Origin of the sequence: Pseudomonas sp. ML2-2023-3, from assembly GCF_037055275.1 — a bacterium.
Classification (GTDB): domain Bacteria; phylum Pseudomonadota; class Gammaproteobacteria; order Pseudomonadales; family Pseudomonadaceae; genus Aquipseudomonas.
Map to the genome: position 1 here is coordinate 1,781,092 of NZ_CP146343.1, position 25,119 is coordinate 1,806,210.

Consider the following 25,119-nt stretch of genomic DNA (forward strand, 5'->3'; position numbering starts at 1 on the left):
TATTAGCGGATAAAGGCGAGGGTAGCCAGCACCCTTCGATTGAAAAAACTCATCGAAGGGGGGTTAAAAGAAGAATATCGAACATTTTGGATGGGCAGATGAACCTGCGGGCCGGTTACACCACTTCCAGGCGGATCTTGTTTTGAGCCAGGAGTTGCGCGAGTTCGGGCACGGGCGGCTGGTCGGTGACCAGGCAATCAATCAGGGTGATCGGGCCCAGCCGTACCATCGCATTGCGGCCGAACTTGCTGGAGTCGGCTGCCAGGATCGTTTGTCTGGCGTTGGCGATAATCGCCTGTGAGACGCGAACTTCCTGATAGTCGAAGTCCAGCAGGCTACCGTCGGAGTCGATGCCGCTGATACCGACCAGTGCAAAGTCGAACTTGAACTGGTTGATGAAATCGACACTGGCCTGGCCAACGATACCGCCATCGCGGCGTACGTTGCCGCCTGCGATCAGGACTTCAAAGTCATCCTTGGCACTCAGGATTGAAGCCACGTGCAGGTTGTTGGTGATGATTTTCAGGTGGTTGTGATTGAGCAGCGCCCGTGCAATCGACTCGGTGGTGGTGCCGATATTGATGAAAATCGAGGCGTGATCAGGGATCTGGGCGGCAATGGCTTCGCCAATGCGGCGCTTTTCGTCGCGCATCTGGTCTGCGCGCATGGCGTAGGCAGTGTTTTCAACGCTGGAGTCATAGGCGGCTCCACCGTGGTAACGGCGTAGCAGATCGGCTTCTGCCAGTTGATTGATGTCGCGGCGAATGGTCTGCGGTGTGACGATGAACAGCTGAGCCATTTCCTCGATGCTGACATAACCGCGCTCGCGTACGAGTTCGAGGATCTGCTGCTGGCGTGGAGGCAGATTCATTGATTTTCCTTTGGGCGGCGAAGCAAATTCGCCCATGATGCCGCAGGAAAGCGCCGCCTGCTACTCGCAGGTGCCATCAAATATTGAAGCGACTGCGGGCGCCAATGGCGCCCGCAGCAGTTATTGCCCGGTAGGCTTAGTTGCTTTCTTCGTGGGGTTCCCAGTCGCGAGTGCGGCTGACGGCTTTTTTCCAGCCGGCATAGAGCTTCTCTTTGCTGGCTTCGTCCAGCGCAGGTTCGAATTCGCGCTCGATCACGGCCTTGCCGCGCAATTCATCCAGGCTGCCCCAGAAACCGCAGGCCAGACCAGCCAGGTAGGCCGCGCCCAATGCAGTGGTTTCGCGCATTTGCGGGCGTTCAACCAGGGTGCCGAGAATGTCGGCCTGGAATTGCATCAGGAAATTGTTGGCTACGGCGCCACCGTCCACACGCAAGGCTTTGAGGCGTTCGCCAGAGTCCTGCTGCATGGCATCCAGCACGTCGCGTGTCTGGTAGGCGATCGACTCCAGTGCTGCACGAATGATGTGATCAACGCGTACGCCGCGAGTCAGGCCGAATAATGCGCCACGGGCATACGGGTCCCAGTAAGGGGCGCCCAGGCCAGTGAAGGCAGGCACCAGGTAGACGCCGTTACTGTCCTTGACCTTGTTGGCGAAGTATTCGGTGTCGTGTGCGTCGTTGATGATCTTCAGTTCGTCACGCAGCCATTGAACGGTGGAACCACCATTGAAGACGGCGCCTTCCAATGCGTAGGCAACTTCGCCACGTGGGCCGCAGGCGATGGTAGTCAGCATGCCGTGGGTCGATTTGACGGCGTTTGCGCCGGTGTTCATCAGCAGGAAGCAGCCGGTGCCGTAAGTATTCTTGGCCTGCCCCGGCTCGACACACATCTGGCCAAACAGTGCCGCCTGTTGGTCGCCTGCAATGCCGCCAATGGCAATACCGCTTTTGGTGCGGCCGTAGATTTCTGAAGATGACTTCACTTCTGGCAGCATTTCGCGCGGGATATCCAGTACCTCCAGCATCTTGGCATCCCACTCCAGAGTGTGGATGTTGAAGAGCATGGTGCGAGAGGCATTGGTGTAGTCGGTGACGTGGGTTTTGCCGCCGGTAAATTTCCAGATCAGCCAGCTGTCGACAGTGCCGAACAACAGTTCGCCATTGCGTGCGCGCTCACGGCTGCCTTCGACGTTATCGAGGATCCACTTCAGTTTGGTACCCGAGAAGTACGGGTCGGTCACCAGGCCAGTGGTGTCGCTGATGTATTGCTCGTGGCCATCGCGCTTGAGCTGCTCGCAGATTTCGGTGCTGCGGCGGCACTGCCATACGATGGCATTGTAGATCGGACGACCGCTGACCTTGTCCCACACAACGGTGGTTTCACGCTGGTTGGTGATGCCGATGGCGGCCACCTGATCGTGATGCAGGCCGGCTTGTGCAAGGGCCTCGACCATCACGGCGCTTTGGGTGGCGAAAATTTCCATCGGGTCGTGTTCAACCCAGCCCGGTTGCGGGTAGTGCTGTTGAAACTCACGTTGCGCCGTGCATACCACGTTGGCGTCACGATCGAAGATGATCGCTCGCGAACTGGTTGTGCCTTGGTCCAGCGCAATGATGTAGTTCTTATTCTGAATGTCGGTCATTTGAAAGTGCCTTGCAGAATGAGGGAGGTTGGGGGCGCGAGAAAGGTAACGGGCAGTAGGTCTCGTGCGCCCCGTTTCATAAGTCGATATCAGGAAGCTTGGGTTTTCACTTGCGCTGCAGCCTGGGTGTCGGCGGCTACAGGGGCCGCGTCAGGCAGGTGGCGGGCAATCAGGCCGCGATAAATGGCTGCGCCCAGGCAAGCGCCCACGATCGGTGCAAATATTGGAATCAGGAAGTAAGGGATGTCGCGTCCACCGGTGAACGAAATTTCACCCCAACCCGCCAAGAATGTCATCAGTTTAGGCCCGAAATCACGCGCGGGGTTCATCGCAAAGCCGGTTAGCGGCCCCATCGAGCTGCCGATGACAGCAATCAGCAAGCCGATCAGCAGGGGTGCCAGTGCGCCACGTGGCAAACCGTTCTTGTCGTCGGTAAGTGCCATGATCACGCCCATCAGGATAGCGGTAATCACCACTTCGACGAGGAAGGCTTGGAGCGTTGTAAGCGAGGGGTGCGGGTAGGTCGAGAAGACCGATGCCAACTCCAGGCTGGCCTGGCTGCCTCGAACCATTTGATGTGCTTGTTCGTAATCGAAGAAGAGATTGCTGTAGAGCGTGTAAACCAACGCTGCAGCGCAGAAGGCGCCTGCGACTTGGGCAAGGATGTAAAAGGGCAGCTTACGTTTTTCGAAATCGGTGAACAGGCACAGCGCGATGCTGACTGCCGGGTTCAGGTGTGCGCCTGAAACGCCTGCTGTCAGGTAAATCGCCATGCTGACGCCAATGCCCCAAATGATGCTGATTTCCCATAAGCCAAAACTGGCACCCGCGACTTTGAGAGCCGCAACGCAACCGGTACCGAAAAATATCAACAGTGCGGTACCGAGAAACTCGGCCAGGCACTGACCTGAAAGTGTGGGGTGTTGCGATGCAGTCGTCATCTGAAGCCTCGTTATTGTTGTTTTTAGACGTTATCAATCAGGGTGGCGGCGCGCCTTGGTCTGATCGGGTAATTGCGTACCATTGATTTCAGCATGTAGGTAAAGTCGTACAAAAGTTGAATGCTAATATTCAGATTCGAAAAAATATAGACAAGAAACGCTGCTGTCAAAGGTCGAAAGTGAACGGGTATTCACATTCTGACTTTAGAACGGGGGTGTAGTACTGGTTTTTCTGTAAGAAAACACTACGAATTGGTAGGTTGGCGTGTAACGTTTCAGCTAAATGCATGGCGCAAAGCCCCGTGCCAGCGCGTTTTTTACGGGCCAATAGCCTAAAATCGGCCATCAGTTTTCTTTTACTCATTCAAGACTGGAGCTGTCATGACGCCTGCATTGGACCTGCTGAAAAAAGTTCGCGCCGAACATCGTGTGCATAGCTATGAACATGATCCAAAAGCGGCATCCTATGGGTTGGAGGCCGCAGAAAAGCTTGGCCTGGAACCTGCTCAGGTGTTCAAGACGTTGCTGGCCAGCAGTGAGAAGGGGGAGTTATTGGTCGCTGTGGTACCGGTCGTCGGAAGCCTTGATTTAAAAGCCCTCGCACACGCTGCCGGGGTCAAAAAAGTCGAAATGGCGGACCCGGCGGCAGCTCAGCGTTCAACAGGGTATTTGTTGGGAGGCATCAGTCCGCTGGGGCAGAAGAAGCGACTGCGCACCTTTATCGATAAAAGTGCTGAAGGTTTTGCGACTATTTTTGTCAGCGCCGGACGACGCGGGCTGGAAGTGGAACTGGCGCCTGGGGTGCTGGCAGAGCATACGCAGGCGCAGTTTGCAGAGGTAGGTCGGGTGTAAGCGCAAATTGTTGTGGTAAGGGATTACTGAGCGGTGCTGAAACGCCTTACACCTGATTCGGAGTGCGGGATTTGCGCAGCAACGCTGCCGCTGGTTTGAAACATCACCAGATGCTCGGCTGCTACGCGAATGCCCACTTGCGCCCCAGGCAAGTGATCGGCGTGGCTCGGGAAAATCGATTCCAGCTGGCTTCCTGTAGGCAGTTGCAGGCGGTACAGGGTGGAGGCGCCGAGGAATGTCTTGCCAATAATCCGGGCTTTCAAATCGCTGTCCGGCGCGTAGACGATATCGTCCGGACGCAGCAACACATCGACTGCGCCGCCAGTCGGCCAGGTGTATGCGCGGTTGCCGCGTAAAACCCCCAGCTCGGTTTGCACCGACTCAGGGCTTAGTAACTGGCCCCGAATGAAGTAGCCCTGACCGATAAAACTCGCCACAAAAGGTGTCTGAGGTTCGTGGTACAGGTTGTAGGGCGTATCCCACTGTTCAAGGCGGCCTTCCTTGAAGACACCGACATGGTCGCTCACAGCGAAGGCTTCTTCCTGGTCATGTGTTACCAAAATCGCACTGGTGCCCCGTGCTTTCAGGATATCTCGCACTTCATGGCTGAGTTTGCGTCGCAACTCGCCATCGAGGTTGGAAAACGGCTCATCCAGCAGGAGTAATTGAGGTTCGGGTGCCAATGCACGTGCAAGGGCGACACGTTGCTGCTGGCCGCCGGAAAGCTCGTGGGGGAAGCGTTTGCCGAGCTGCTTGAGATTGACCAGTTCAAGCAGCTCTTCGGTCACGCGATCCTTGTTCGGATGATTGCGAATCCCGAACGCAATGTTGTCGGCCACGCTCAGGTGCGGAAACAGGGCGTAGTCCTGAAACACCATGCCGATACGACGTTTCTCTGGGGCCAAGGTAAAGCCAGCACTTGAAATGACCTCCCCAGCCAGCCTGATTTCACCCTGATGCACCGGCTCAAAACCGGCAATAGCGCGCAGTGTGGTGGTTTTGCCACAGCCCGATGAGCCCAGCAAGCAGCCAATATCTCCAGCATTGAGGTGCAGGTTGAGGTTTTGTACGACGCTCTGGCCCTGATACCCACAGGCCAGATCGCTAAGGTTGAGCAATAACGGCTGACTCATGCGGGTTGGTACGCCGGTTGGACAAGGAATTCGAGCAGCGCTTTTTGCGCATGCAGGCGGTTTTCAGCTTGATCCCATGCCACGGAGCGGGGGTCATCCAGCAAATCGAGGCTGATCTCTTCGCCACGGTGAGCGGGAAGGCAGTGCATGAACAGCACGTCGTCGGCAGCCAGGTCGAGCAGGGCCCGGTTGACCTGGTACGGAGCAAACAGTTGCAGGCGCTTGGCGGTTTCTTCTTCCTGGCCCATGGAGGTCCACACGTCAGTGCTGACCAGATGGGCGCCAATCACGGCATCACGAGGATCGCGAACGATAGTCACGCGATCACCGGCTTGAGCCACGAACTGCGGGTTGGGCTCATAGCCTTCAGGGCAGGCAACACGCAGCTTGAAGTCAAACTGGATGGCCGCTTCTATATAGCTGTTGCACATGTTGTTGCCATCACCGATCCAGGCCACGGTTTTGCCTTTGATCGATCCGCGATGTTCCTGAAACGTTTGCATGTCGGCCAGCAACTGGCAAGGGTGCAGATCGTCTGACAGACCATTGATAACAGGTACGCGGGAGTTGGCCGAAAACTCGGTCAGGGTGCTGTGTGCGAAGGTGCGGATCATGACGGCGTCAAGCATGCGCGACATCACGATGGCGCAGTCACCGATTGGCTCGCCACGGCCCAGTTGGGTGTCGCGAGGGGACAGAAAAATGGCCTGGCCACCCAGCTGGATCATGCCTGCTTCAAATGACAGACGGGTACGGGTCGATGATTTCTCGAAAATCATGCCCAGCACGCGACCTTTCAGAGGTTCGAAGAGAACGCCGCGTTGACGCAGGTCCTTCAGCTCGATACCGCGACGAATCACGCTGACTAGCTCTTCGGGCGTGCAATCCATCAGGGAGAGAAAGTGCCTTGCGCTCATCATTAACTACCTTTTTTGCAACGACCGCAGATGCTCAAAGCCGGGGTTTTCGGAAAAACGGGCGAGACCTGCGGCGAAAGCCGCACGGGGCGACGAAATAGGGGAAGGCGCGATCTTATAAGGAAATGTCGCGTCTTGCCAATAAGGGTCACGTGTATAGAGGTTTGAGCGAGTCTTGCGCTGCACGAGCCACTCAGGTGGTATGCCTCACCTCAGCTGTCCATTTGTACACTGCCGTGGCGTTGCTTGGCAATTGCGCGGGGCATTTGGAGAGGCGTGAGGGGCCGACTATTGTCTGTCGGGGAGACCGAGCGTCACGCTCGGCTTTCCGTTACAATGCGCCACCGTGCCGACATCTGAGTCGGAAAGTTCAGCCGAGGTGCTCCATGGATATCATCGAAACTATTAAAGACCAGATTGCGAACAACACCATTCTGCTCTACATGAAAGGCTCCCCGAATGCCCCGCAGTGCGGCTTTTCGGCCAAGGCTGCCCAGGCAGTCATGGGTTGTGGCGAGAAGTTCGCTTACGTGGACATCCTTCAGAACCCGGAAATCCGCGCCAATCTGCCGAAGTACGCTAACTGGCCAACTTTCCCGCAACTGTGGGTCGGTGGTGAGTTGGTGGGTGGTAGCGACATCATGGCTGAAATGGCCGCCGATGGTTCTTTGCAGGCTTTGATCAAAGAAGCTGTCGAGAAAGCTGCTGCAAACAAGACTGAAGCCTGATGTCAGTCGCGTAGTTACAGTTGTTATGTAACACGCATAAAAAAGCCCCGCCCCGTGATAAACAGGGCGGGGCTTTTTAATGGCTGTTAGTTACTCACCCATTTGAGATTGCAGGTAATTCTCAATCCCTACTTTATCGATCAGGCCCAGTTGAGTTTCCAGCCAGTCGATATGTTCTTCTTCGGATTCCAGGATATCTTCCAGCATTTCGCGGCTGCCAAAGTCACCGACAACTTCACAATGGGCGATAGCAGCTTTGAGGTCGGCGTGGCCGGTCTTCTCAATACGCAGGTCGCACTCGAGCATTTCCTTGGTGTGTTCGCCGATGTGCAGCTTGCCCAGATCTTGTACGTTCGGCAGGCCTTCCAGGAACAGGATGCGCTTGATCAGCTTGTCCGCGTGCTTCATCTCGTCGATGGATTCGTGGTACTCGTGAGCACCCAACTTTTCCAGGCCCCAATCCTGATACATACGTGCATGCAGGAAGTATTGGTTGATAGCGACCAGTTCGTTGCCGAGAATTTTGTTGAGATGCTGGATAACTGAAATGTCGCCTTTCATGGCTGGGGCCTGCCTTAATTAACTGTATATACGGCAGAGTTTGATCCGCACGTTGCAGACTGTCAAACCTAAGTATTTGAATAATATATGAAAATTAATCGGAATAAGAATGTTTGTGTTCCGCGTCTCGGGGCTAACCACTTGAATTTTAGGCATAAAAAAACCGGACACTAAGTCCGGTTCTTTGAAATCTGTACATTACGCAGCTGAAAATTCAACCGGGAAACTCATTGCGGCCTGACTGGTTTGCAGTGAAGCCAGGGTTTCGCGAACCACTTGCTTGGCCAGGCATGCACATTTACCGCATTGGCTAGCGACACCTGTTGCTTCGCGCACTTCGCGGTAGCTGCAGCAACCCTCGTAGATTGCGTCGCGAATTTTTCCATCGGTGACGCCAGTGCAAAGGCAAACGTACATAAATAAGAACCATCGCTGGTTGGGATTCAATTCAAGGATCTTAATGTTAACGAGAATGATTGTCAAAGTACCTTGAGTCTCAATTGAGGCTTGTGGGCGCTGTGCTGACGAACGGTCTCGATGATTCTGCCTTCAGGGCCTGAAAAAGGGTTAAGGCCCGTCCAGACGGGCGGTGTATGATGACCGGTCATTTTCACGCAGGAGCGGGTCGGCTGAGTACCATTAACCGATGGTGGCACCGACCGGATCCTGTTTTTCACGCAGCACACCAGGAGATATCCAATGAGCGTACTCGTAGGCAAACAAGCCCCTGACTTCACCGTCGCAGCCGTACTTGGCAATGGCGAAATCGTTGACAGCTTCACACTGTCCACCGCCATCAAAGGTAAATATGGCCTGGTGTTCTTCTACCCGCTGGACTTCACTTTCGTTTGCCCGTCCGAGCTGATCGCTCTGGACCACCGCATCCCTGAGTTCCAGGCGCGTAACGTTGAAGTGGTTGCCGTGTCGATCGACTCCCATTTCACCCACAACGCATGGCGCAATACTCCAGTGAACAATGGCGGCATCGGCCAGGTGAAATACACCATGGCTGCCGACATCAATCACGCAATCTGCAAGGCCTATGACGTTGAAAACGAAGGCGGCGTGGCACTGCGCGGCGCGTTCCTGATCGACGACAAGGGCGTTGTACGCTCCCAGATCGTCAACGACCTGCCACTGGGCCGTAACATGGACGAGCTGCTGCGTCTGGTTGACGCTCTGCAATTCCACGAAGAGCACGGCGAAGTTTGCCCTGCCAACTGGAAAAAAGGCGACAAAGGCATGACCGCTTCGACCGCAGGTGTTGCAGCGTACCTGACCGAGAATGCTGACCAGCTGTAAGCGTCAGTTTCAGGCATAAAAAAACCGGACCCAGTGTCCGGTTTTTTTTAGGGCGCGATGAAAGCCTGAACGACAGGATCAGTCGTTGAAGTCTTTCCAACCGCCCATTTGCTTCCAGCGGTTAACGATGCCACAGAACAGCTCAGCGGTTTTCTCGGTGTCATAACGAGCCGAGTGCGCTTCACGCCCATCAAAATCGATATCAGCTGTCTGGCAGGCTTTGGCCAATACTGTCTGACCATACGCCAGGCCTGCGAGGGTAGCGGTGTCAAAGCTTGAGAACGGGTGAAACGGGTTGCGTTTCATGTCCAGGCGAGCGACAGCGGCGTTGAGGAAACCCAGGTCAAAGCTGCTGTTATGGCCCACCAGGATGGCACGCTTGCAACCGTTGGCTTTCAAGGCCTTGCGCACGCCACGGAAGATGTCGGTCAGGGCCGTCTCTTCGCTGACAGCCATGCGCAGTGGGTGGTCGAGCTTGATGCCTGTGAATTCCAGCGCTGCAGCTTCGATGTTGGCGCCTTCAAACGGCTCAACACGGTGGAAGTAGGTGTGCTCCGGGAACACAAAGCCTCTTTCGTCCATGCCGATCGTGACGGCTGCGATTTCCAGCAAGGCATCAGTAGCGCTATTAAAGCCACCGGTTTCAACATCGATTACGACCGGTAGATAGCCGCGAAAACGCTCGGCCATCGGGTGGCGCGATCCGCCGCCATGGCCGCCTTCGTGTTCGTCATCATAATGGTCGTCACTCACAGCTGTTCCTCCAGCAGGCGCCAGCGCAGTGTTTCACCGGCGCGCAGCGGAATTACGGTCAACTCGCCGAAAGGCAGGCTGTTTGGGGCGGTCCACTCCTGGCGAACCAGGGTGATGTGTTCGGTGCTGGCGGGCAATCCGTAGAAGCGCGGGCCGTTCAGGCTGGCAAAGGCTTCCAGCTTGTCCAGGGCATTGCGCTGCTCGAAAGCTTCGGCGTACATCTCGATGGCCGCATAAGCGGTGTAGCAACCGGCACAACCGCACGCCGCTTCTTTGGCGTGCTGGGCGTGGGGTGCAGAGTCTGTACCCAGGAAGAATTTCTCGCTGCCACTGGTGGCCGCATCCAGCAGAGCTTCCTGATGGGTGTTGCGCTTGAGAATCGGCAGGCAATAGAAGTGCGGGCGGATTCCGCCAACCAGCATGTGATTGCGGTTGTACAGCAGGTGATGAGCCGTAATGGTTGCGCCGACGTTGGCCGAGGCCTCGTTGACGAACTGCACCGCGTCAGCGGTGGTGATGTGCTCAAACACGACTTTGAGTGTCGGGAAGCGATCTACAACACGGCGCATATGCTCGTCGATGAAGATTTTTTCGCGATCAAAGACGTCCACACCGGCGCGGGTGACTTCACCGTGGATCAGCAAGGGCATGCCAACTTCAGCCATGACCTCGAGGACCGGGAAGATCGCGTCGATGCTGGTAACACCTGAGTCGGAGTTGGTCGTTGCCCCAGCCGGATACAGCTTGGCTGCATGGACGAATCCGCTGGCCTTGGCCGTACGAATGTCTTCTGGCTGTGTTCGGTCAGTGAGGTAAAGCACCATCAGCGGCTCGAAACGGCTACCGGCCGGGCGAGCAGCCAGAATGCGCTGGCGATAGGCATCGGCTTCGGCAGCATTACGCACCGGAGGTACCAGGTTGGGCATGATGATGGCGCGGCCAAAAGTGCGCGCTACATCCGCAACCGTGTGAGGCAACACAGCACCATCGCGAAGATGTATATGCCAGTCGTCGGGACGCAGCAGGGTCAGGCGGTCAGACATTGGGAATTCCAGGCGGGTCAAACTGATGTGAATGCTACCGGAAAAGACTCTATCAGGCACTCGCTATCAAGTTTTGTGATTGCTGACCGATATCTCATCAATCTGTGGACTGTTTTTTTGCAGTGCAAGCCTGTGGAGCCTCCCGTGCGCCAGCATTATTTCATCCTGCTCAGTATGTTTGCCAGCCTGCCTGCCATGGCTCTGACCTTTCAGACTCGGCTGGAGAATATCGAGTGGAAAGTGGAAGGCGACAAATTCGAGTGTCGGCTGATCCAGCCCATTACTGATTTCGGCTCCGGGGCCTTTGTGCGTCGAGCCGGGGAGCAGGCCGTTTTTCGTCTCAATGCCTACAACTCTATGCTGGGGGAGGGGTCTGCGAAGCTATTGGCCGCCGCCGCACCCTGGCAGCCGGGCCGCGGCGACATTGACCTGGGCTCGGTGCGAATTGGCCGTGGGCAGATATTGTTCAACAGTTCCCAGGCCCAGGCCGCCAGCTTGTTTCGTGGGCTGATTGAAGGGCGTAGCCCGTTGGTCAGGCACTACTCGCGCGATGGCAATGTTTCGGAGGTTCGCCTGTTACCGGCCAGATTTCGCCAGGCCTACGGGGATTACGAGGCGTGTACCACCAAGTTGTTGGCGAAGAACTTTGAGCAGGTCAGGCAAAGCCAGGTCGGCTTTCCTGGCGGGGGTACCGAGCTGGATGCGAAGGCTCGGATCAACTTGCAAGTCATGGTGGAGTACTTGAAGGCAGACCCTACGGTCAACCGCGTCATCCTGGACGGTTATTCCGATAATCAGGGCAATCGCTTGACCAACCGCGAGCTGTCACGGCGACGGGCATTGGCGGTGATGGACTTCTTCAAGGAGAAGGGGCTCCAGGAGTCTCAGATCACAGTCCGTTTTCATGGCGAACAATACCCCTTGGCACCCAACACGACCCGGGCAAATCGTGAGAGAAATCGTCGGGTCAGCGTGCGTTTGGAGCGTGTACCAGAGCCAGAAAAGTCTGTGCCTTCTGTAGGTGTCAGCAATTCTGCGGCGATTTCCTGACGTGACCGTCTGGTCGCTCCTTTGACATTATCTGTCGCTTTGTCGTCTTAAGCTGTCGCGCCTCTGTAAATTCATGGATATGGGCGGTAGACTGTTCGGCTTTTCGAACAACCCGTGGAGTGATGGCATGGCGGACGTAAACAAGGTCGTTCTGGCTTATTCGGGCGGCCTGGACACTTCGGTGATCCTGAAGTGGCTGCAGGATACTTATAACTGTGAAGTCGTAACCTTTACCGCTGACCTGGGTCAGGGCGAAGAGGTCGAACCTGCACGTGCCAAGGCGCAAGCCATGGGCGTCAAGGAAATCTACATTGATGACCTGCGTGAAGAGTTTGTTCGAGACTTCGTTTTCCCGATGTTCCGTGCCAACACCGTTTACGAAGGCGAGTACCTGCTGGGTACTTCCATTGCTCGTCCGCTGATCGCCAAACGCCTGATTGAAATCGCCAACGAAACAGGCGCAGACGCCATTTCCCACGGCGCAACGGGTAAAGGTAATGATCAGGTTCGTTTCGAACTGGGTGCCTATGCCTTGAAGCCAGGGGTGAAAGTGATTGCTCCTTGGCGTGAGTGGGACTTGCTCTCCCGTGAAAAGCTGATGGATTACGCTGAAAAGCACAATATCCCGATCGAGCGTCACGGCAAGAAGAAGTCTCCGTACTCGATGGATGCCAACTTGCTGCACATCTCTTACGAGGGCGGTGTGCTGGAAGACACGTGGACTGAGCACGAAGAAGACATGTGGCGTTGGACCAAGTCTCCAGAAGACGCGCCGAACACGCCGACTTATCTGGAATTGACTTACCGCAACGGCGATATCGTCGCTCTGGACGGCGTCGAAATGACCCCGGCCACTGTGCTGGCAACACTCAACCGTATTGGCGGCGAGAACGGTATCGGTCGTCTCGATATCGTTGAAAACCGTTATGTCGGAATGAAGTCCCGTGGTTGCTACGAGACTCCGGGCGGCACCATCATGTTGCGTGCTCACCGTGCCATTGAGTCGATCACTCTGGACCGTGAAGTTGCTCACCTCAAAGACGAGTTGATGCCCAAGTACGCGAGCCTGATCTACACCGGCTACTGGTGGAGCCCTGAGCGCATCATGCTGCAGCAGATGATCGATGCATCGCAGGCTCACGTTAACGGTGTTGTTCGCCTCAAATTGTACAAAGGCAATGTGATCGTTACGGGTCGCAAGTCAGACGAGTCTTTGTTTGATGCCAATATTGCAACGTTTGAAGAAGATGGCGGTGCTTACAATCAGGCAGATGCTGCCGGCTTCATCAAGTTGAATGCATTGCGTATGCGGATTGCTGCGAATAAAGGCCGCAAGTTGTTCTGATGCGTGCCGCATAAAAAGCCCCGGCCATGTGGTCGGGGCTTTTTTATGTCTTGAATTCAATGTATTACAGCGCTCTTAAAGTCAGTTGAATGGTTCCAGTACTGCCAGTGCCGGGGTGGTAAGTGATAAAAATTTTAGCACCGTAGGGAGACGTATTTTTATAACGTTCGATATCCTGTTTTGACGTCTCTGGCGTGATATCTGGCGGAGTACTGGTCAGCAATAAAAGCATGTCGCTCTTGCGGTTGTTAATCTTGGACTTTCGCACGGACGTCGAGCGGCTATTCAGTATTTCGTGCGCAGCGCTTTTGTATAAGCGTGGGTTTGGCGGGTTGTTCAGTTCAGGCGTTTCTTTCGTGTCAGAGTCATAAATTCGGTGGCCTTGAGGCAGGAATGTGAAGTTTTGAGGAGGGAACGAACTGAGTGTTATACCGGGTTGGTATGGGGGCGTGGCAAGTGATGTGCCTGTGCGGTTATGAGGGTAGGTACGAGGCGTATAGGAAGTCATAGTTAAAGGCAACGCTGCCTTGGATAAATCAGCCGGGGTGTAGAGTGTTTTGTTGTTGAAGTTCAGGGTCAGGAAAAATAACGTAATCAGTAGTAAGGGGAAGATAATTAAAAACCAAACATACTCTTTCTGATGTGCACTGTCGATGTACGGCAATGATACCGCTGCCGATGCTTCGGTCAGCATCGAAAAAACAGCAATTATGGTCAGAGGGTTATTGATTTTTAAAGTGTTCTTTATCATGGGATAACCTTTCTGGAGGGTAGTTGAAGTAAGAGGCTGGCGCACAGCGCTGGGGGGGCTCCTGTAACGGAGGGAACTGATGCTTTGCTTTAGGGGCCTGTTTCTATAAATTTAGACACTGGATATTGAAGCTGCAAACCCAGTCCAGGTTTTGAGTGTGACCTCTATAAGGTGGATCTTTCGGTTTTTTAGTTTGCTTCAATTGTTTGTAGGAATGCTGCAGTTATCTATAGTGAATCCCATAGGTGTTGTTGTTTATCTGGCGTAATTACATGTAGGTTTTTTATCTTGAGTTTGAATAAGCTGTAAGATATAGCGCCAAATGATTTTTGTTGGGCTTTTTTAAACGGTTTTTTCGTTGTGTGTCTTTTTGGAAGGTAAGCAGGGTTTGGTATTCTTTTGATATGGATTCATATTTGGGTGGTTTCTGAATGATCTGTAGTCCTATTCTGTAAGTACAGATTTCTGATATTTTCTCCTGAAAACAATAGTAGATTCCATCGGGTGAGTATTTAGTAGGTTGGATTATTGTGTTTTATGGTTTTTGCGTGAGGGAGGATGTGTTGTTTTGATTGGTTTGGATAATGGTTGAGTGTTGGGCGGGCTTTACCAATGCTGGGTTTAAATTTTGGACTTAACTGAAGAATGTTGGCTGTGCAAAGGTGCTGCTAATATTTAATGTGTATGTGCTTTTAATGTGCCGGTGGGTGTTGCTGGTGATGTGTGTGCATCTGGGTTTGCTTGGAATGTATTGATTGAATGTTTAATGTTTGAAGGCTATTTCTGTAGGTTAAATCTTCAATATTTGTAGGAAGTGTCTTTGGATGCGGATGCGTGAGGGGGCGCTATGCCCAGTTTGTTATGACTAGTGTCTCGAGCGGTTAGTTCATTAGCTTATTCTTCATCACACTCAGCTTTGCCATATGTACCGAGCTGATGATGGCCGCTGCGGTCTTTGTCCACTTGAACGGCTTGGCTGAATGCTCGTTATGAGCAGTAATGAACTGGCGGATCGCGACTTTCAGATCAGTAACACTGGTGAAGACACCTCGATACAGTGCGCGTCTCTCCAGCTGTGAAAACCAGCCTTCCACCGCGTTTAGCCAGGACGCACTGGTCGGCGTGAAGTGCAGCTTGAAGCGCGGATGTTTTTCCAGCCAGGCCTTGATCGCTGGGGTTTTGTGGGTCGAACTGTTATCCAGGATCACATGGAGATCCAACTCGGCAGGCGTGTTCTTATCAATCTGCCGGAGGAAATCCAGGAACTCCTTGGCCCGGTGCCGCTGGGTAATCCGGCCCATTACTTCACCGGTCATGATGTCGAACGCGGCGTACAAGCTCGCCGTGCCATGGCGCTTGTAATCATGGGTTCGCCGCTCGATCTGCCCAGGCCGAAGTTGCAGCATTGGCTGAGTACGATCCAGCGCCTGGATCTGAGTTTTCTCGTCAACCGACAGCACCATGGCGTTGTCCGGAGGGCTCAGGTACAGCCCGACCACATCGATGACCTTCTCAGCGAAGTGCGGATCATTGCTGATCTTGAATGTCTTCAGTCGGTGCGGCTTGAGATCCGACGCAGCCCATATCTGCCGGACTTGCCAGGTGGTAACGCGAGCGTACTTGGCCATCAACCGGACGCTCCAGTGCGTTGCTTCCTTGGGAACCCGGTGCGTTGTCAGGGTCAGGATTTCTTTGACTTTCTCAGCACCCAGCTTCAAAGGCTGACCGCTACGCGGCAGGTCGTTCAGGCCGTCGATGCCCGACGCCAGATAACGCTTTCGCCACTTGAACACGGTCGGTGTCGTGATCAGTAATTGCCCACAGATGGCAATGGGCGTCACCCCTTCATTGAGCAAAAGCAGTATCCGCGCCCGCTGAGCAAGGCTCTGCTCCAGCGTACTCATGCGCAGCCAACCTTGAAGCGTAAGAACGTCGGCGGGCTGCAGTGCAAAGGGAGCAATTGGACGAGGCATGCCTGGAACCATCTCGGGGCGAGGGGTGCACAGTATATCGTGGTACGTTAGAAAATAAACTAACCGCTCACGACACTAGGCTATGGTGCTGGTTCTAAAAATTCGAACAGCGATAAATTGGAATTGCCCATGAATAAAGTGCTGATCGTGGATGATCATCCTGTAATTCGTCTTGCTGTGCGTATGCTCATGGAACGACATGGCTATGAAGTCATCGCAGAGACGGACAATGGTGTGGATGCTTTGCAACTTGCGCGTGAACACGCGCCAGACATTGTGATTCTGGATATAGGAATACCTAAACTTGACGGGCTTGAAGTTATTGCGCGGCTGTCCACACCAGCAGTGCTTATCAAGGTGCTGGTGCTGACCTCGCAAGCTCCCGGTCATTTTTCCATGCGCTGCATGCAGGCAGGTGCAGCGGGTTATGTTTGCAAGCAGCAGGACTTGACCGAGCTGTTGAGTGCAATCAAGGCTGTGCTGTCGGGTTATAGCTATTTCCCTAATCAGGCGCTGCACTCAGTGCGTTCAAGCCTGGGCAATGCGAGTGAGGCTGATATGGTCAATCGCCTTTCGGGTCGGGAGATGATGGTGCTGCAGCAGCTGGCATGGGGGAAAAGCAACAAGGAAATAGCCGATGGCATGTTCCTTAGCAACAAAACGGTGAGTACCTACAAAACCCGACTTCTCTTGAAACTCAATGCCCGCTCGCTGGTAGATTTGATCGAACTGGCCCAGCGTAATGGCTTGGTGTGAGGGGGAGGGAATAGGGAAGTGACACCCAAAGCCCCCCAAGAAAAGCCTCCGCTAAGGAGGCTTTTGATATTGCGTGATGGAAGTTAAAGATCGTATCCATAATCTTCGAGCTCTTTCCTGAGCCGTTTTTCTTCCAGAAGCGCGTCAATGGTACGGCGTTTGGCCAAATTGGTTTTTGCCACCTCGACGACAGGCTCCACTGCATCGTCTGGATCGACGACTGCAAAATCTTCTTCTACTTCCAGTTCTTCTTTGCCAGTGCTCATTTAGTTCACTCCAGGCCAAGACAGTCAATGGCGCCCCTTATAGCGATAATCGCCGCTCGGGTAAAAAAGATTTTCTCAATCGATCAGCCCATAAAATATCTATTACTCAATCATCAGAGGTTTTTTGCTTGAATTCGCACAGATCCTCTATGCGGCAGCTTCCACACCGGGGCTTGCGTGCCTGACACACATAGCGCCCATGCAAGATCAGCCAGTGGTGGGCGTCCAGCAAATACGGTTTGGGCACGTGCTTCATCAAGTTCTTTTCGACCTCGACCACGTTTTTGCCCGGCGCAATCCCGGTTCTGTTGCTGACCCTGAAAATATGGGTGTCTACGGCCATGGTCAGCTGCCTGAAGGCGGTGTTGAGCACTACATTTGCCGTTTTTCTACCCACCCCAGGCAGCGCTTCAAGCTCTTCTCGCGTCTGCGGAACCTGGCTGTCATGGCGTTCAATCAATAAACGGCAGGTCTCAATCACGTTTTTGGCCTTGCTGTTATACAGGCCAATGGTCTTTATGTACTGCGACAGTCCTTCTACTCCGAGAGCGTAGATGGCTTCTGGTGTGTTGGCGACTGGAAACAGTTTGGCCATCGCTTTGTTCACGCTCACATCTGTGGCCTGGGCGGACAGAATCACCGCAATCAGGAGTTCGAAAGGAGATGAATAGGCCAACTCGGTCTTTGGCTCAGGATTGTCTTCGTGAAATCGGCGGAATATTTCAAGGCGCTTTGCGGCGTTCATGGGTAAAACACTTCCTGGATAGCTGTCCGTTAAACGAAGAGGCGCTTGCTTGTGGTGGGAAAATCTATCAGGCCTTGGCCGGCTCCAGCGCGTTGAGTGTTAATTCTGCCTGAGTGACAGCATCGGATAAAAGGTTCAACTGCGCGGTGGACTGCTCCTGGGTTATGGCCTTTTTAAGTTCGGCGCGGCGCATGGCCAGCTGGATTTTTGCGCGTTTGAGTTCTGCGGTATTTGCAGCGGGCACAGTCACTGACACCTCGGCAGCAGGCTCCAGTTGTGCCAGTGCGTGTTCGGCAGATTCAAACTGTTGCTGCAGGGTTACAAGCTGGGATTGCTGTTGTGCCGTTGGAGGGTGGCCGAACGCCTTGAGCGACTTGTTCAGTTGGGCGCGTGCCATGGCGAGTGTGACCTTGGCTTTTTTAAGCGCTGCGTCATTGAGGTTGGACAGTTCTGCCCCCGGGCTATCCGGGCGTGTGCCACTGGCAGTTACTGCTGGTGGGCGCTGGGCCCGCGCGAGGCGTTCAGCCTGTCTGTGTTGCTCTTCGCGGCGCAGACGCTCGTCACGTACTTCATAGCGTCCGCGTGCATGGTCACGCTTTTGGTTGCGGGCGTTGTATTGCACTGAGTCGTGAGCGAGGCCACCGACAATCGGGATTACATTTGCAGGCAGGGGGCGCATTTCTATGCAGTCAACCGGGCAAGGGGCTACACAGAGGTCGCAGCCGGTGCATTCGTCGACAATGACGGTGTGCATGAGTTTGGCCGCGCCCAGTATGGCGTCAATCGGGCAGGCCTGAATGCACTTGGTGCAACCGATACATTCTGCTTCGCGAATGTAGGCCACTTGCGGTGGGGCTTCACCGCGATCGGTATCCAGTTGCAGCACAGGAATGCTGAGCAAGTGGGCCAGTGCGGCAATGGTTTCGGTTCCACCAGGGGGGCACTTGTTGATTGCCTCGCCTTGGGCAATGCCTTGCGCATAAGGTTTGCAGCCGGGATGGCCGCACTTGCCGCATTGAGTTTGCGGTAATAAAGCATCAATACGTTGAATCAGGCTCATGGTGTGATCAGTCCAGCTACAGCGGGTCGCATCTGGGCGACACTCAACATGCGCAGAAAAAATAAGGGCGTGCGGTCAAGGTCGGTCGGCTCAAGCGAATGCGGCTGATTATCCGACATGACGGGGAGGGCGGCTACTGATGATCAGCGTCTGGTGGCCTGCTGGCCACCAGACGCTGCGAGGGGGGCGGTGTTACTTGATGCGTTGACCTGGTTTTGCGCCGCTATCCGGGCTCAGCAGGTAGATTTCTTCCCCGCCAGGGCCGGCAGCCATCACCATGCCTTCGGACATGCCGAAGCGCATTTTGCGTGGCTTGAGGTTGGCAATCATCATGGTCAGACGACCTTCGAGCTCGGCCGGATTCGGGTATGCACTTTTGATCCCCGAGAACACGTTGCGTTGCTCGTCACCAATATCCAGCGTCAGGCGCAGCAGTTTGTCGGCGCCTTCAACGGCCTCTGCCTTGAGGATCAGCGCCACGCGCAAGTCCACTGCGGCGAAGGTATCAAACTCGATCTCTGCGGCCAGCGGTTCCTTGACCAGTTCGCCGTTGCCCTGCGGGGCAGCGCTACCGGTGTCGGTCTGGCTTGCAATCAAATCTTCTTTCGAGGCATCTGTCATGGCTTGAACCTTGACCGGATCGATGCGGGTCATCAGCGGCTTGAAGGCGTTTAGCTGATGATTGGCCAGCAACACGTTGTGATCGTTCCAGATCAAAGGCTCAACGTTCAGGAACGCCTCGGCATCGGCTGCGAGCACGGGCAATACCGGCTTGAGGAAGATGATCAGTTGGCGGAACAGGTTGATGCCCAGGGCACAGACAGCCTGAACTTCATCTTGCTTGCCTTCGACCTTGGCCATTGCCCAAGGAGCCTTGTCGGCAATCCAGGCGTTGGCGCGGTCAGCAAGCGCCATGATTTCACGCATGGCGCGCGCAAAGTCGCGGGCTTCATACGCTTCGGCAATGCTGGGTGCGGCGGCCAGGAACGCTTCGGTCAGTTCGGGTGCAGCATTGCCCTCGACCATTACCCCGGCGTTGCCCTTGTGAATGAAACCTGCGCAACGGCTGGCAATGTTGACCACTTTGCCGACCAGGTCGGAGTTGACCTTCTGAACGAAGTCTTCCAGGTTCAGGTCCAGGTCATCGACGCCGCGGCCCAGTTTGGAGGCGTAGTAGTAACGCAGGTATTCCGGTGCCAGGTGGTCCAGATAGGTGCGGGCCTTGATAAAGGTGCCGCGGGATTTGGACATTTTCTGGCCGTTGACGGTCAGGTAACCGTGAACGTTGATGGCGGTTGGCTTGCGATAGCCTGCGCCTTCGAGCATTGCCGGCCAGAACAGGGCGTGGAAATTGACGATGTCCTTGCCGATGAAGTGGTACAGCTCGGCGGTGGAATCCTTGGCCCAGTACGCATCGAAATCCAGTTCAGGACGGCGTGCGCAGAGGTTCTTGAAGCTGGCCATGTAGCCGATTGGCGCATCCAGCCATACGTAGAAGTATTTGCCTGGGGCGTCCGGAATCTCGAAACCGAAGTACGGCGCATCACGGGAGATATCCCACTGTTGCAGGCCGGCATCCAGCCATTCGGCGATCTTGTTGGCTACTGCATCTTGCAGGGCGCCGCTACGGGTCCAGCTTTTGAGCATGGCATCGAAGTCGGGCAGCTTGAAGAAAAAGTGTTCGGAGTCCTTGAGCACCGGAGTGGCGCCAGAGATTGCCGATTTCGGGTTTTTCAGATCCGTGGGTGCATAGGTTGCGCCGCACTTTTCGCAGTTGTCGCCGTACTGATCATCCGTGCCGCATTTAGGGCATGTGCCCTTGATGAAGCGATCGGCCAGGAACATTTTCTTTTCCGGGTCGAAGTACTGGGTGATCGAACGGGTAGCGATATGCCCGGCTTCGCGCAGCTTGATGTAGATCGCACTCGACAGCTCACGGTTTTCTTCGGCGTGGGTCGAATGGAAATTGTCGAAGTCAACGAGGAATTCGGCAAAGTCGGCGCTGTGTTCAGCCTGGACGTTGGCGATCAGTTGCTCGGGGGTGATGCCTTCTTTCTCGGCGCGCAACATGATGGCCGAGCCGTGGGCGTCGTCCGCGCAGACATAAGTGCATTGATTGCCGCGAAGTTTCTGGAAGCGCACCCACATATCGGTCTGGATGTACTCAAGCATATGGCCAAGGTGAATTGAACCATTGGCATAGGGCAGGGCGCTGGTGACGAGGATCTTGCGTGGCTCGGACATGGGGCTCGGCTACTTGATGAGACGGTGGTCGGCCACTATAAAGCGCCGAGCGATATATTTCACCCCGTGGCGGTGTATCTGATCGTTTACGCTGATTTTGACTGTTTCGAAAGCCTGCTTCCGTTGGTCTATTACAGGTACGATAGCGACCTGTTTTACTCAGTCTTTACGGGAGTTGCCCATGAGCGCAGTCAATCGCGCAGCGGTGGAGGCCGTCCTTCGCCAATACACCGACCCTTATTTGAATCAGGACCCGGTCAGTGCCGGATGCATTCGTACCATCGAGATTCAGGGCGAGCGCGTCAGTGTTCAGCTTGAGCTGGGCTATGCCGCTGGCTTGTTCAAGAGCGGTTGGGCGCAAGTGTTGCAAACGGCTATCGAGAATATGGATGGCGTTACCTCGGCCAAGGTCGATATCAGCTGTGTGATTTCGGCGCATAAGGCGCAGGCGCAAATCCCGGGTCTGGCCAATGTGAAGAACATTGTGGCAGTGGCCTCCGGTAAAGGCGGTGTGGGCAAATCCACGACCGCTGCCAATCTGGCTCTGGCGTTAGCGCGAGAAGGTGCGCGGGTGGGGATCCTGGATGCGGATATCTATGGTCCGAGCCAGGGAGTCATGTTCGGCATTGCCGAAGGTACTCGGCCAAAGATCCGTGATCAGAAGTGGTTTGTGCCCATTGAGGCTCACGGTGTTGAAGTGATGTCGATGGCTTTTTTGACTGACGACAACACGCCGATGGTCTGGCGCGGCCCGATGGTGTCGGGTGCGCTGTTGCAGCTTGTGACGCAAACGGCCTGGAATGACCTCGATTACCTGGTCATTGATATGCCGCCGGGTACCGGCGATATCCAGCTGACGCTGGCGCAAAAAGTCCCAGTGACCGGTTCGGTGATCGTGACTACCCCGCAGGACCTGGCTTTGCTGGATGCACGCAAGGGTGTCGAGATGTTCCGCAAGGTGAACATTCCGGTGCTGGGCGTGGTGGAGAACATGGCGGTCCACATTTGCTCGAACTGTGGTCATGCAGAGCATCTGTTTGGCGAGGGCGGTGGCGAGAAGCTGGCGACGCAATACGGCGTTGAGGTATTGGCCTCGTTGCCGCTGTCGATGGAAATTCGCGAGCAGGCCGATAACGGCAAGCCAACAGCGGTTGCAGATCCCAATAGCCCGATTGCGTTGATCTATCAGGAATTGGCTCGCCAGGTAGGGGCGCGGATTGTTCTGCATGAAGCGGCTTCGCAGGCCATGCCGACCATTACTACCACTGACGACTGAGTTGTGACGCAATACCTGTAGTCGCTGACGAGGTACGAGGCTGCGATAAGGCCCGCAGGGCCTTCAAAAATGGGGGCCGATACGCAGCCCATCGCCGCCTCGTGCCTCGTCAGCGACTACAAAATCGTGCCCGGGTTTATTGCAGGCATAAAAAAACCCCGCTTTTAAGGGCGGGGTTTTTTACTGGATCAGTACAAGTTAGATAACTTGAACTTCCTCAGCTTGCATGCCTTTCTGACCGCGGGTAGCGATGAAAGAAACCTGTTGGCCTTCTTTCAGGCTTTTGAAGCCGTCGGATTGGATTGCTTTGAAGTGAACAAACAGGTCGTCACCGGATTGTGGAGTGATGAAGCCGAAGCCTTTTTCATCGTTGAACCACTTAACGGTACCAGTTTGGCGATTAGACATGGTGTAACTCCTTGAACAAAGATAACTGCGACGCAGGAAAAGCCCTGGCCGAGACTGAGTGCAAAGAGCAGGAAAAATTCTTGGAGATGGTTGGATCGAAATTCAACATATCGTGTAGAGATTCTCAGTGACACAAGCAGCACAGTGGCGCCACCTTAACGCTTTTTTCCGAACGTGCAAAGGGTCTTTGCGAAGGTTTCTCTAAAAACGTGACTGACGGTTGCCCTCACAGCCTGTATTCACGGCATCTACAGCTATTTTCGATATTTTTGCCCCAGACTTTTGAACCGGGCCCTAGGGGGCGGTAAGATGCCCGACAGAATTTTCTACCTCGCTATTCAGGACACCCGCCATGAGCATCAAACCAGACAAGTGGATTCGCCGCATGGCGCAAGAGCACGGCATGATCGAACCTTTCGTCGAGCGTCAGGTGCGTGAAGAAGGCGAGAACCGTCTGATTTCCTACGGCGTATCGAGCTACGGCTACGACGTTCGTTGTGCAAACGAATTCAAAGTGTTCACCAATATCAACTCGGCGACCGTTGATCCGAAGAACTTCGACGCGGGCAGCTTTGTTGATGTCACCAGCGACGTCTGCATCATTCCGCCCAACTCCTTCGCTCTGGCACGCACGGTTGAGTACTTCCGTATCCCGCGCAACGTGCTGACCATCTGCCTGGGTAAAAGCACCTACGCTCGTTGCGGCATCATCGTTAACGTGACGCCGCTTGAGCCTGAGTGGGAAGGCCACGTAACGCTGGAGTTTTCGAACACCACGACATTGCCTGCCAAGATCTACGCCAACGAAGGCGTGGCACAAATGCTGTTCTTCGAGTCCGATGAAGAGTGCGAAGTGTCGTACAAGGACCGTGGCGGCAAATATCAGGGCCAGCGCGGCGTGACCTTGCCACGCACCTGACGAACAGAGGGAATTCTTGAGCGATAAAGCACTCTATTGAGTGTATTTCCGGTTACGCATCCAGCGAGCCGGATCATCGCTCAGGAGTGCCTCATGAAGATTGATCCGAGTATCCGCGCCCAACTGGCAAACCTTGAGCCTAATCAGGTAGGGGTGCTGGCGTGGTCTTTGCTTGCCTTCCCACAGTTGCATGCAGGTGGCATCCCCGGCCAGCCTGATCCCGATTCCCCGCAACCGATCGAACCCGAACCGGGCGTGCCAACGCTGCCTGACGAGCCACCGCCTGCCCCGATTGCGTGAATATTGACTTGCCCTGAACCGGTCGGCTCAAGGCGAAAGCAGATAGCCGCTGCGGTAAGTGTCGCGGCCCGCCACGTGGGCTATCACCATACCTGCAGTGGCCATTCGCCGAAGTGAACGGGCGTAGAGCAACCCCGGGTGGGTGCAGTAGACCGGTGTGAGCCGGTCGTTGATCGGGTCAATGATTTCGGCAATCAACTGTCCAGCGCTCAGGTAGTCGCCTGGCTTGGCACTGAATACCAGCAAGCCGCCCACAGGTGTCGCCACGGGCTCCACACCGCCCAAGGGGGTTGCGGGGTAGAGCAGGGGCGGCAAAGGCCCGGGTTCGCCGTCAATCGCGCCAAAATCGATCATGTAGTCAATCAGTGCCTGACAGTCGTGCTCTGCATGCGCGTGGCTGACGTCACCCAGGCCGCGCAACTCCAGGGTCACGGAGATGCTGCCCTGCGGAATCGCGAAGCAGTGCTCGAAGCGCTTCTGTAGTTGCCACCACAGCAGGGTGAAGCACTCGTCGAACGAGAGTCCGCCGGAGTCTGTCGCCAGCAAGCTGGCTTGAGCGCCGAGATAACGGGCCAGCGGTTCGAACTGCAACCAGGCCTCTGGCGTGGTGTAAAGGTGGGGCACCGCCTCATAGTCGCAGTGCAGATCCAGCACCACATCGGCATCGCAGGCCAGGGTCTGCAGAATCAGGCGTTGCGAGTGCAATTGCGTTATTGGCACCTGGGCCGCCAGCGACTTGCGCAAGTGACAACGAATCAGCTGCAGGTTATGTGCAGGGTCATTGGTTAACTGACCTTCAAGCTCGTCACCGATTTGCTCACTGAGATCGAGGAAGTTGCGGTTGAAGTTCTGCCCGCTTTGCAGCTCGTAACGGCCCAGCGGGATATCCATCAGCACTTGGTCCAGACCGGCCGGATTGGCCATCGGTACCAGCAAGATTTCACTGCGCAATCGTCCTGCTGCTTCCAGTTCAGCCAGGCGCTGCTTGAGGTGCCACGCAACCAGCATGCCGGGCAGTTCATCAGCATGCAGCGAGGCCTGGATATAGATCTTGCCCCGAGGGTGGGCGGGGCCGTAATGAAAACTGTGGATATGCCGTTCAGTGCCCGGAACAGGTGCCAGCAATGGGTGAATTTGATGTCGCTGCATGGTGACGTCCTTGTAGACCGGGTGAGAAGGCCAGGCAGTAGCGTTGTGTCCCGTCAGTTCAATCCAAGCACATTCCAGCTGGCCTACAGATTATTTTTGCGCCTGTGCCATCAAGCATAAGCCCTCTCCAGCTG

General features: G+C 55.0%; 26 protein-coding genes. 9 read left to right on the plus strand and 17 right to left on the minus strand.

The features are described 5' to 3' along the window. Nucleotides 1-115: 115 nt before the first annotated feature. The 3 genes from V6P94_RS08255 to V6P94_RS08265 form a co-directional block, all read right to left on the minus strand. Complete coding sequence (locus V6P94_RS08255; protein WP_133075894.1) at nucleotides 116-871, minus strand: DeoR family transcriptional regulator; 756 nt, start codon at nucleotides 869-871, stop codon at nucleotides 116-118. A 136-nt stretch (nucleotides 872-1,007) separates the two neighbouring features. Next, nucleotides 1,008-2,513 carry a glycerol kinase GlpK gene (gene glpK, locus V6P94_RS08260; protein WP_133075893.1) on the minus strand — a complete coding sequence of 502 codons (1,506 nt, stop codon included), beginning with the start codon at nucleotides 2,511-2,513 and terminating at the stop codon, nucleotides 1,008-1,010. Nucleotides 2,514-2,602: 89 nt separating this feature from the next. Further along, entirely contained in the window at nucleotides 2,603-3,454 is an 852-nt protein-coding gene (locus V6P94_RS08265; RefSeq protein ID WP_133075892.1) for an MIP/aquaporin family protein, read from the minus strand. 381 nt (nucleotides 3,455-3,835) lie between these two features. On the opposite strand from V6P94_RS08265, the gene ybaK reads away from it, so the two are divergent. After that, a complete protein-coding gene (gene ybaK, locus V6P94_RS08270; RefSeq protein ID WP_133075891.1) occupies nucleotides 3,836-4,306 on the plus strand; it encodes a Cys-tRNA(Pro) deacylase in 471 nt (156 codons plus the stop codon). A 23-nt stretch (nucleotides 4,307-4,329) separates the two neighbouring features. Here the strand turns inward: ybaK and V6P94_RS08275 are convergent, their stop codons facing one another. Further along, nucleotides 4,330-5,439 carry an ABC transporter ATP-binding protein gene (locus V6P94_RS08275; protein WP_326398399.1) on the minus strand — a complete coding sequence of 370 codons (1,110 nt, stop codon included), beginning with the start codon at nucleotides 5,437-5,439 and terminating at the stop codon, nucleotides 4,330-4,332. Beyond that, nucleotides 5,436-6,356: an ornithine carbamoyltransferase gene (gene argF / locus V6P94_RS08280; RefSeq protein WP_133075889.1), complete on the minus strand. Its 921-nt coding sequence runs from the start codon at nucleotides 6,354-6,356 to the stop codon at nucleotides 5,436-5,438. Before argF ends, V6P94_RS08275 begins: the two co-directional genes overlap by 4 nt. Nucleotides 6,357-6,742: 386 nt before the next feature. On the opposite strand from argF, the gene grxD reads away from it, so the two are divergent. Then, a complete protein-coding gene (gene grxD, locus V6P94_RS08285) occupies nucleotides 6,743-7,084 on the plus strand; it encodes a Grx4 family monothiol glutaredoxin (protein WP_016779691.1) in 342 nt (113 codons plus the stop codon). A gap of 90 nt (nucleotides 7,085-7,174) precedes the next feature. On the opposite strand, the gene bfr is transcribed toward grxD, so the two are convergent. Next, nucleotides 7,175-7,645 (minus strand): bacterioferritin, encoded by a 471-nt coding sequence (gene bfr, locus V6P94_RS08290; protein ID WP_016779692.1) that lies wholly within the window; start codon nucleotides 7,643-7,645, stop codon nucleotides 7,175-7,177. A 198-nt stretch (nucleotides 7,646-7,843) separates the two neighbouring features. Continuing rightward, a complete protein-coding gene (locus V6P94_RS08295; protein ID WP_133075888.1) occupies nucleotides 7,844-8,062 on the minus strand; it encodes a bacterioferritin-associated ferredoxin in 219 nt (72 codons plus the stop codon). A 282-nt stretch (nucleotides 8,063-8,344) separates the two neighbouring features. Here V6P94_RS08295 and V6P94_RS08300 point away from each other — a divergent pair, with 282 nt between their 5' ends. Further along, nucleotides 8,345-8,947 (plus strand): peroxiredoxin, encoded by a 603-nt coding sequence (locus tag V6P94_RS08300; RefSeq protein WP_133075887.1) that lies wholly within the window; start codon nucleotides 8,345-8,347, stop codon nucleotides 8,945-8,947. 78 nt (nucleotides 8,948-9,025) lie between these two features. On the opposite strand, the gene rnt is transcribed toward V6P94_RS08300, so the two are convergent. Together rnt and pyrC are read right to left on the minus strand one after the other, a co-directional pair. Next, entirely contained in the window at nucleotides 9,026-9,700 is a 675-nt protein-coding gene (gene rnt / locus V6P94_RS08305; protein ID WP_019823542.1) for a ribonuclease T, read from the minus strand. Next, nucleotides 9,697-10,743 carry a dihydroorotase gene (gene pyrC, locus V6P94_RS08310; protein ID WP_133075886.1) on the minus strand — a complete coding sequence of 349 codons (1,047 nt, stop codon included), beginning with the start codon at nucleotides 10,741-10,743 and terminating at the stop codon, nucleotides 9,697-9,699. Before pyrC ends, rnt begins: the two co-directional genes overlap by 4 nt. Nucleotides 10,744-10,887: 144 nt before the next feature. Between pyrC and V6P94_RS08315 the strand changes: the two genes are divergently transcribed. Both V6P94_RS08315 and V6P94_RS08320 read left to right on the plus strand, forming a co-directional pair. Continuing rightward, nucleotides 10,888-11,793 carry an OmpA family protein gene (locus V6P94_RS08315; RefSeq protein ID WP_326398398.1) on the plus strand — a complete coding sequence of 302 codons (906 nt, stop codon included), beginning with the start codon at nucleotides 10,888-10,890 and terminating at the stop codon, nucleotides 11,791-11,793. A 127-nt stretch (nucleotides 11,794-11,920) separates the two neighbouring features. Continuing rightward, complete coding sequence (locus V6P94_RS08320) at nucleotides 11,921-13,138, plus strand: argininosuccinate synthase (protein ID WP_133075884.1); 1,218 nt, start codon at nucleotides 11,921-11,923, stop codon at nucleotides 13,136-13,138. A gap of 64 nt (nucleotides 13,139-13,202) precedes the next feature. Here the strand turns inward: V6P94_RS08320 and V6P94_RS08325 are convergent, their stop codons facing one another. After that, a complete protein-coding gene (locus tag V6P94_RS08325; RefSeq protein WP_338649207.1) occupies nucleotides 13,203-13,889 on the minus strand; it encodes a hypothetical protein in 687 nt (228 codons plus the stop codon). 881 nt (nucleotides 13,890-14,770) lie between these two features. Continuing rightward, complete coding sequence (locus V6P94_RS08330; protein ID WP_044272157.1) at nucleotides 14,771-15,862, minus strand: IS630 family transposase; 1,092 nt, start codon at nucleotides 15,860-15,862, stop codon at nucleotides 14,771-14,773. A gap of 129 nt (nucleotides 15,863-15,991) precedes the next feature. On the opposite strand from V6P94_RS08330, the gene V6P94_RS08335 reads away from it, so the two are divergent. Further along, the gene (locus tag V6P94_RS08335; RefSeq protein WP_338649208.1) at nucleotides 15,992-16,618 is read left to right on the plus strand and encodes a response regulator transcription factor; all 627 of its coding nucleotides are present in this window, start codon (nucleotides 15,992-15,994) and stop codon (nucleotides 16,616-16,618) included. 83 nt (nucleotides 16,619-16,701) lie between these two features. Here V6P94_RS08335 and V6P94_RS08340 read toward each other — a convergent pair whose 3' ends face one another. From V6P94_RS08340 to metG, 4 genes are all read right to left on the minus strand, one after another. Beyond that, nucleotides 16,702-16,884 (minus strand): PA3496 family putative envelope integrity protein, encoded by a 183-nt coding sequence (locus tag V6P94_RS08340; RefSeq protein ID WP_133075882.1) that lies wholly within the window; start codon nucleotides 16,882-16,884, stop codon nucleotides 16,702-16,704. Between the two features lie 106 nt (nucleotides 16,885-16,990). Then, nucleotides 16,991-17,629, minus strand: coding sequence for an endonuclease III (gene nth, locus V6P94_RS08345; RefSeq protein WP_326398395.1), 639 nt, complete (start codon nucleotides 17,627-17,629; stop codon nucleotides 16,991-16,993). 67 nt (nucleotides 17,630-17,696) lie between these two features. After that, nucleotides 17,697-18,689, minus strand: coding sequence for an electron transport complex subunit RsxB (gene rsxB, locus V6P94_RS08350; protein ID WP_133075880.1), 993 nt, complete (start codon nucleotides 18,687-18,689; stop codon nucleotides 17,697-17,699). A gap of 192 nt (nucleotides 18,690-18,881) precedes the next feature. Then, the gene (metG, locus tag V6P94_RS08355) at nucleotides 18,882-20,933 is read right to left on the minus strand and encodes a methionine--tRNA ligase (RefSeq protein ID WP_133075879.1); all 2,052 of its coding nucleotides are present in this window, start codon (nucleotides 20,931-20,933) and stop codon (nucleotides 18,882-18,884) included. A gap of 181 nt (nucleotides 20,934-21,114) precedes the next feature. Here metG and apbC point away from each other — a divergent pair, with 181 nt between their 5' ends. Then, on the plus strand, nucleotides 21,115-22,209 hold the full coding sequence (gene apbC / locus V6P94_RS08360) for an iron-sulfur cluster carrier protein ApbC (protein WP_133075878.1): 1,095 nt from the start codon (nucleotides 21,115-21,117) through the stop codon (nucleotides 22,207-22,209). 198 nt (nucleotides 22,210-22,407) lie between these two features. Here apbC and V6P94_RS08365 read toward each other — a convergent pair whose 3' ends face one another. After that, nucleotides 22,408-22,617, minus strand: a complete 210-nt coding sequence (locus tag V6P94_RS08365; protein WP_002554837.1) for a cold-shock protein — start codon at nucleotides 22,615-22,617, stop codon at nucleotides 22,408-22,410. Between the two features lie 352 nt (nucleotides 22,618-22,969). On the opposite strand from V6P94_RS08365, the gene dcd reads away from it, so the two are divergent. Next, nucleotides 22,970-23,536: a dCTP deaminase gene (gene dcd / locus V6P94_RS08370; RefSeq protein WP_016779707.1), complete on the plus strand. Its 567-nt coding sequence runs from the start codon at nucleotides 22,970-22,972 to the stop codon at nucleotides 23,534-23,536. Between the two features lie 93 nt (nucleotides 23,537-23,629). Further along, on the plus strand, nucleotides 23,630-23,836 hold the full coding sequence (locus V6P94_RS08375) for a hypothetical protein (protein WP_133075877.1): 207 nt from the start codon (nucleotides 23,630-23,632) through the stop codon (nucleotides 23,834-23,836). A 27-nt stretch (nucleotides 23,837-23,863) separates the two neighbouring features. Here V6P94_RS08375 and V6P94_RS08380 read toward each other — a convergent pair whose 3' ends face one another. Then, nucleotides 23,864-24,985 carry a succinylglutamate desuccinylase/aspartoacylase family protein gene (locus V6P94_RS08380; protein ID WP_326398394.1) on the minus strand — a complete coding sequence of 374 codons (1,122 nt, stop codon included), beginning with the start codon at nucleotides 24,983-24,985 and terminating at the stop codon, nucleotides 23,864-23,866. Nucleotides 24,986-25,119 lie beyond the last annotated feature (134 nt).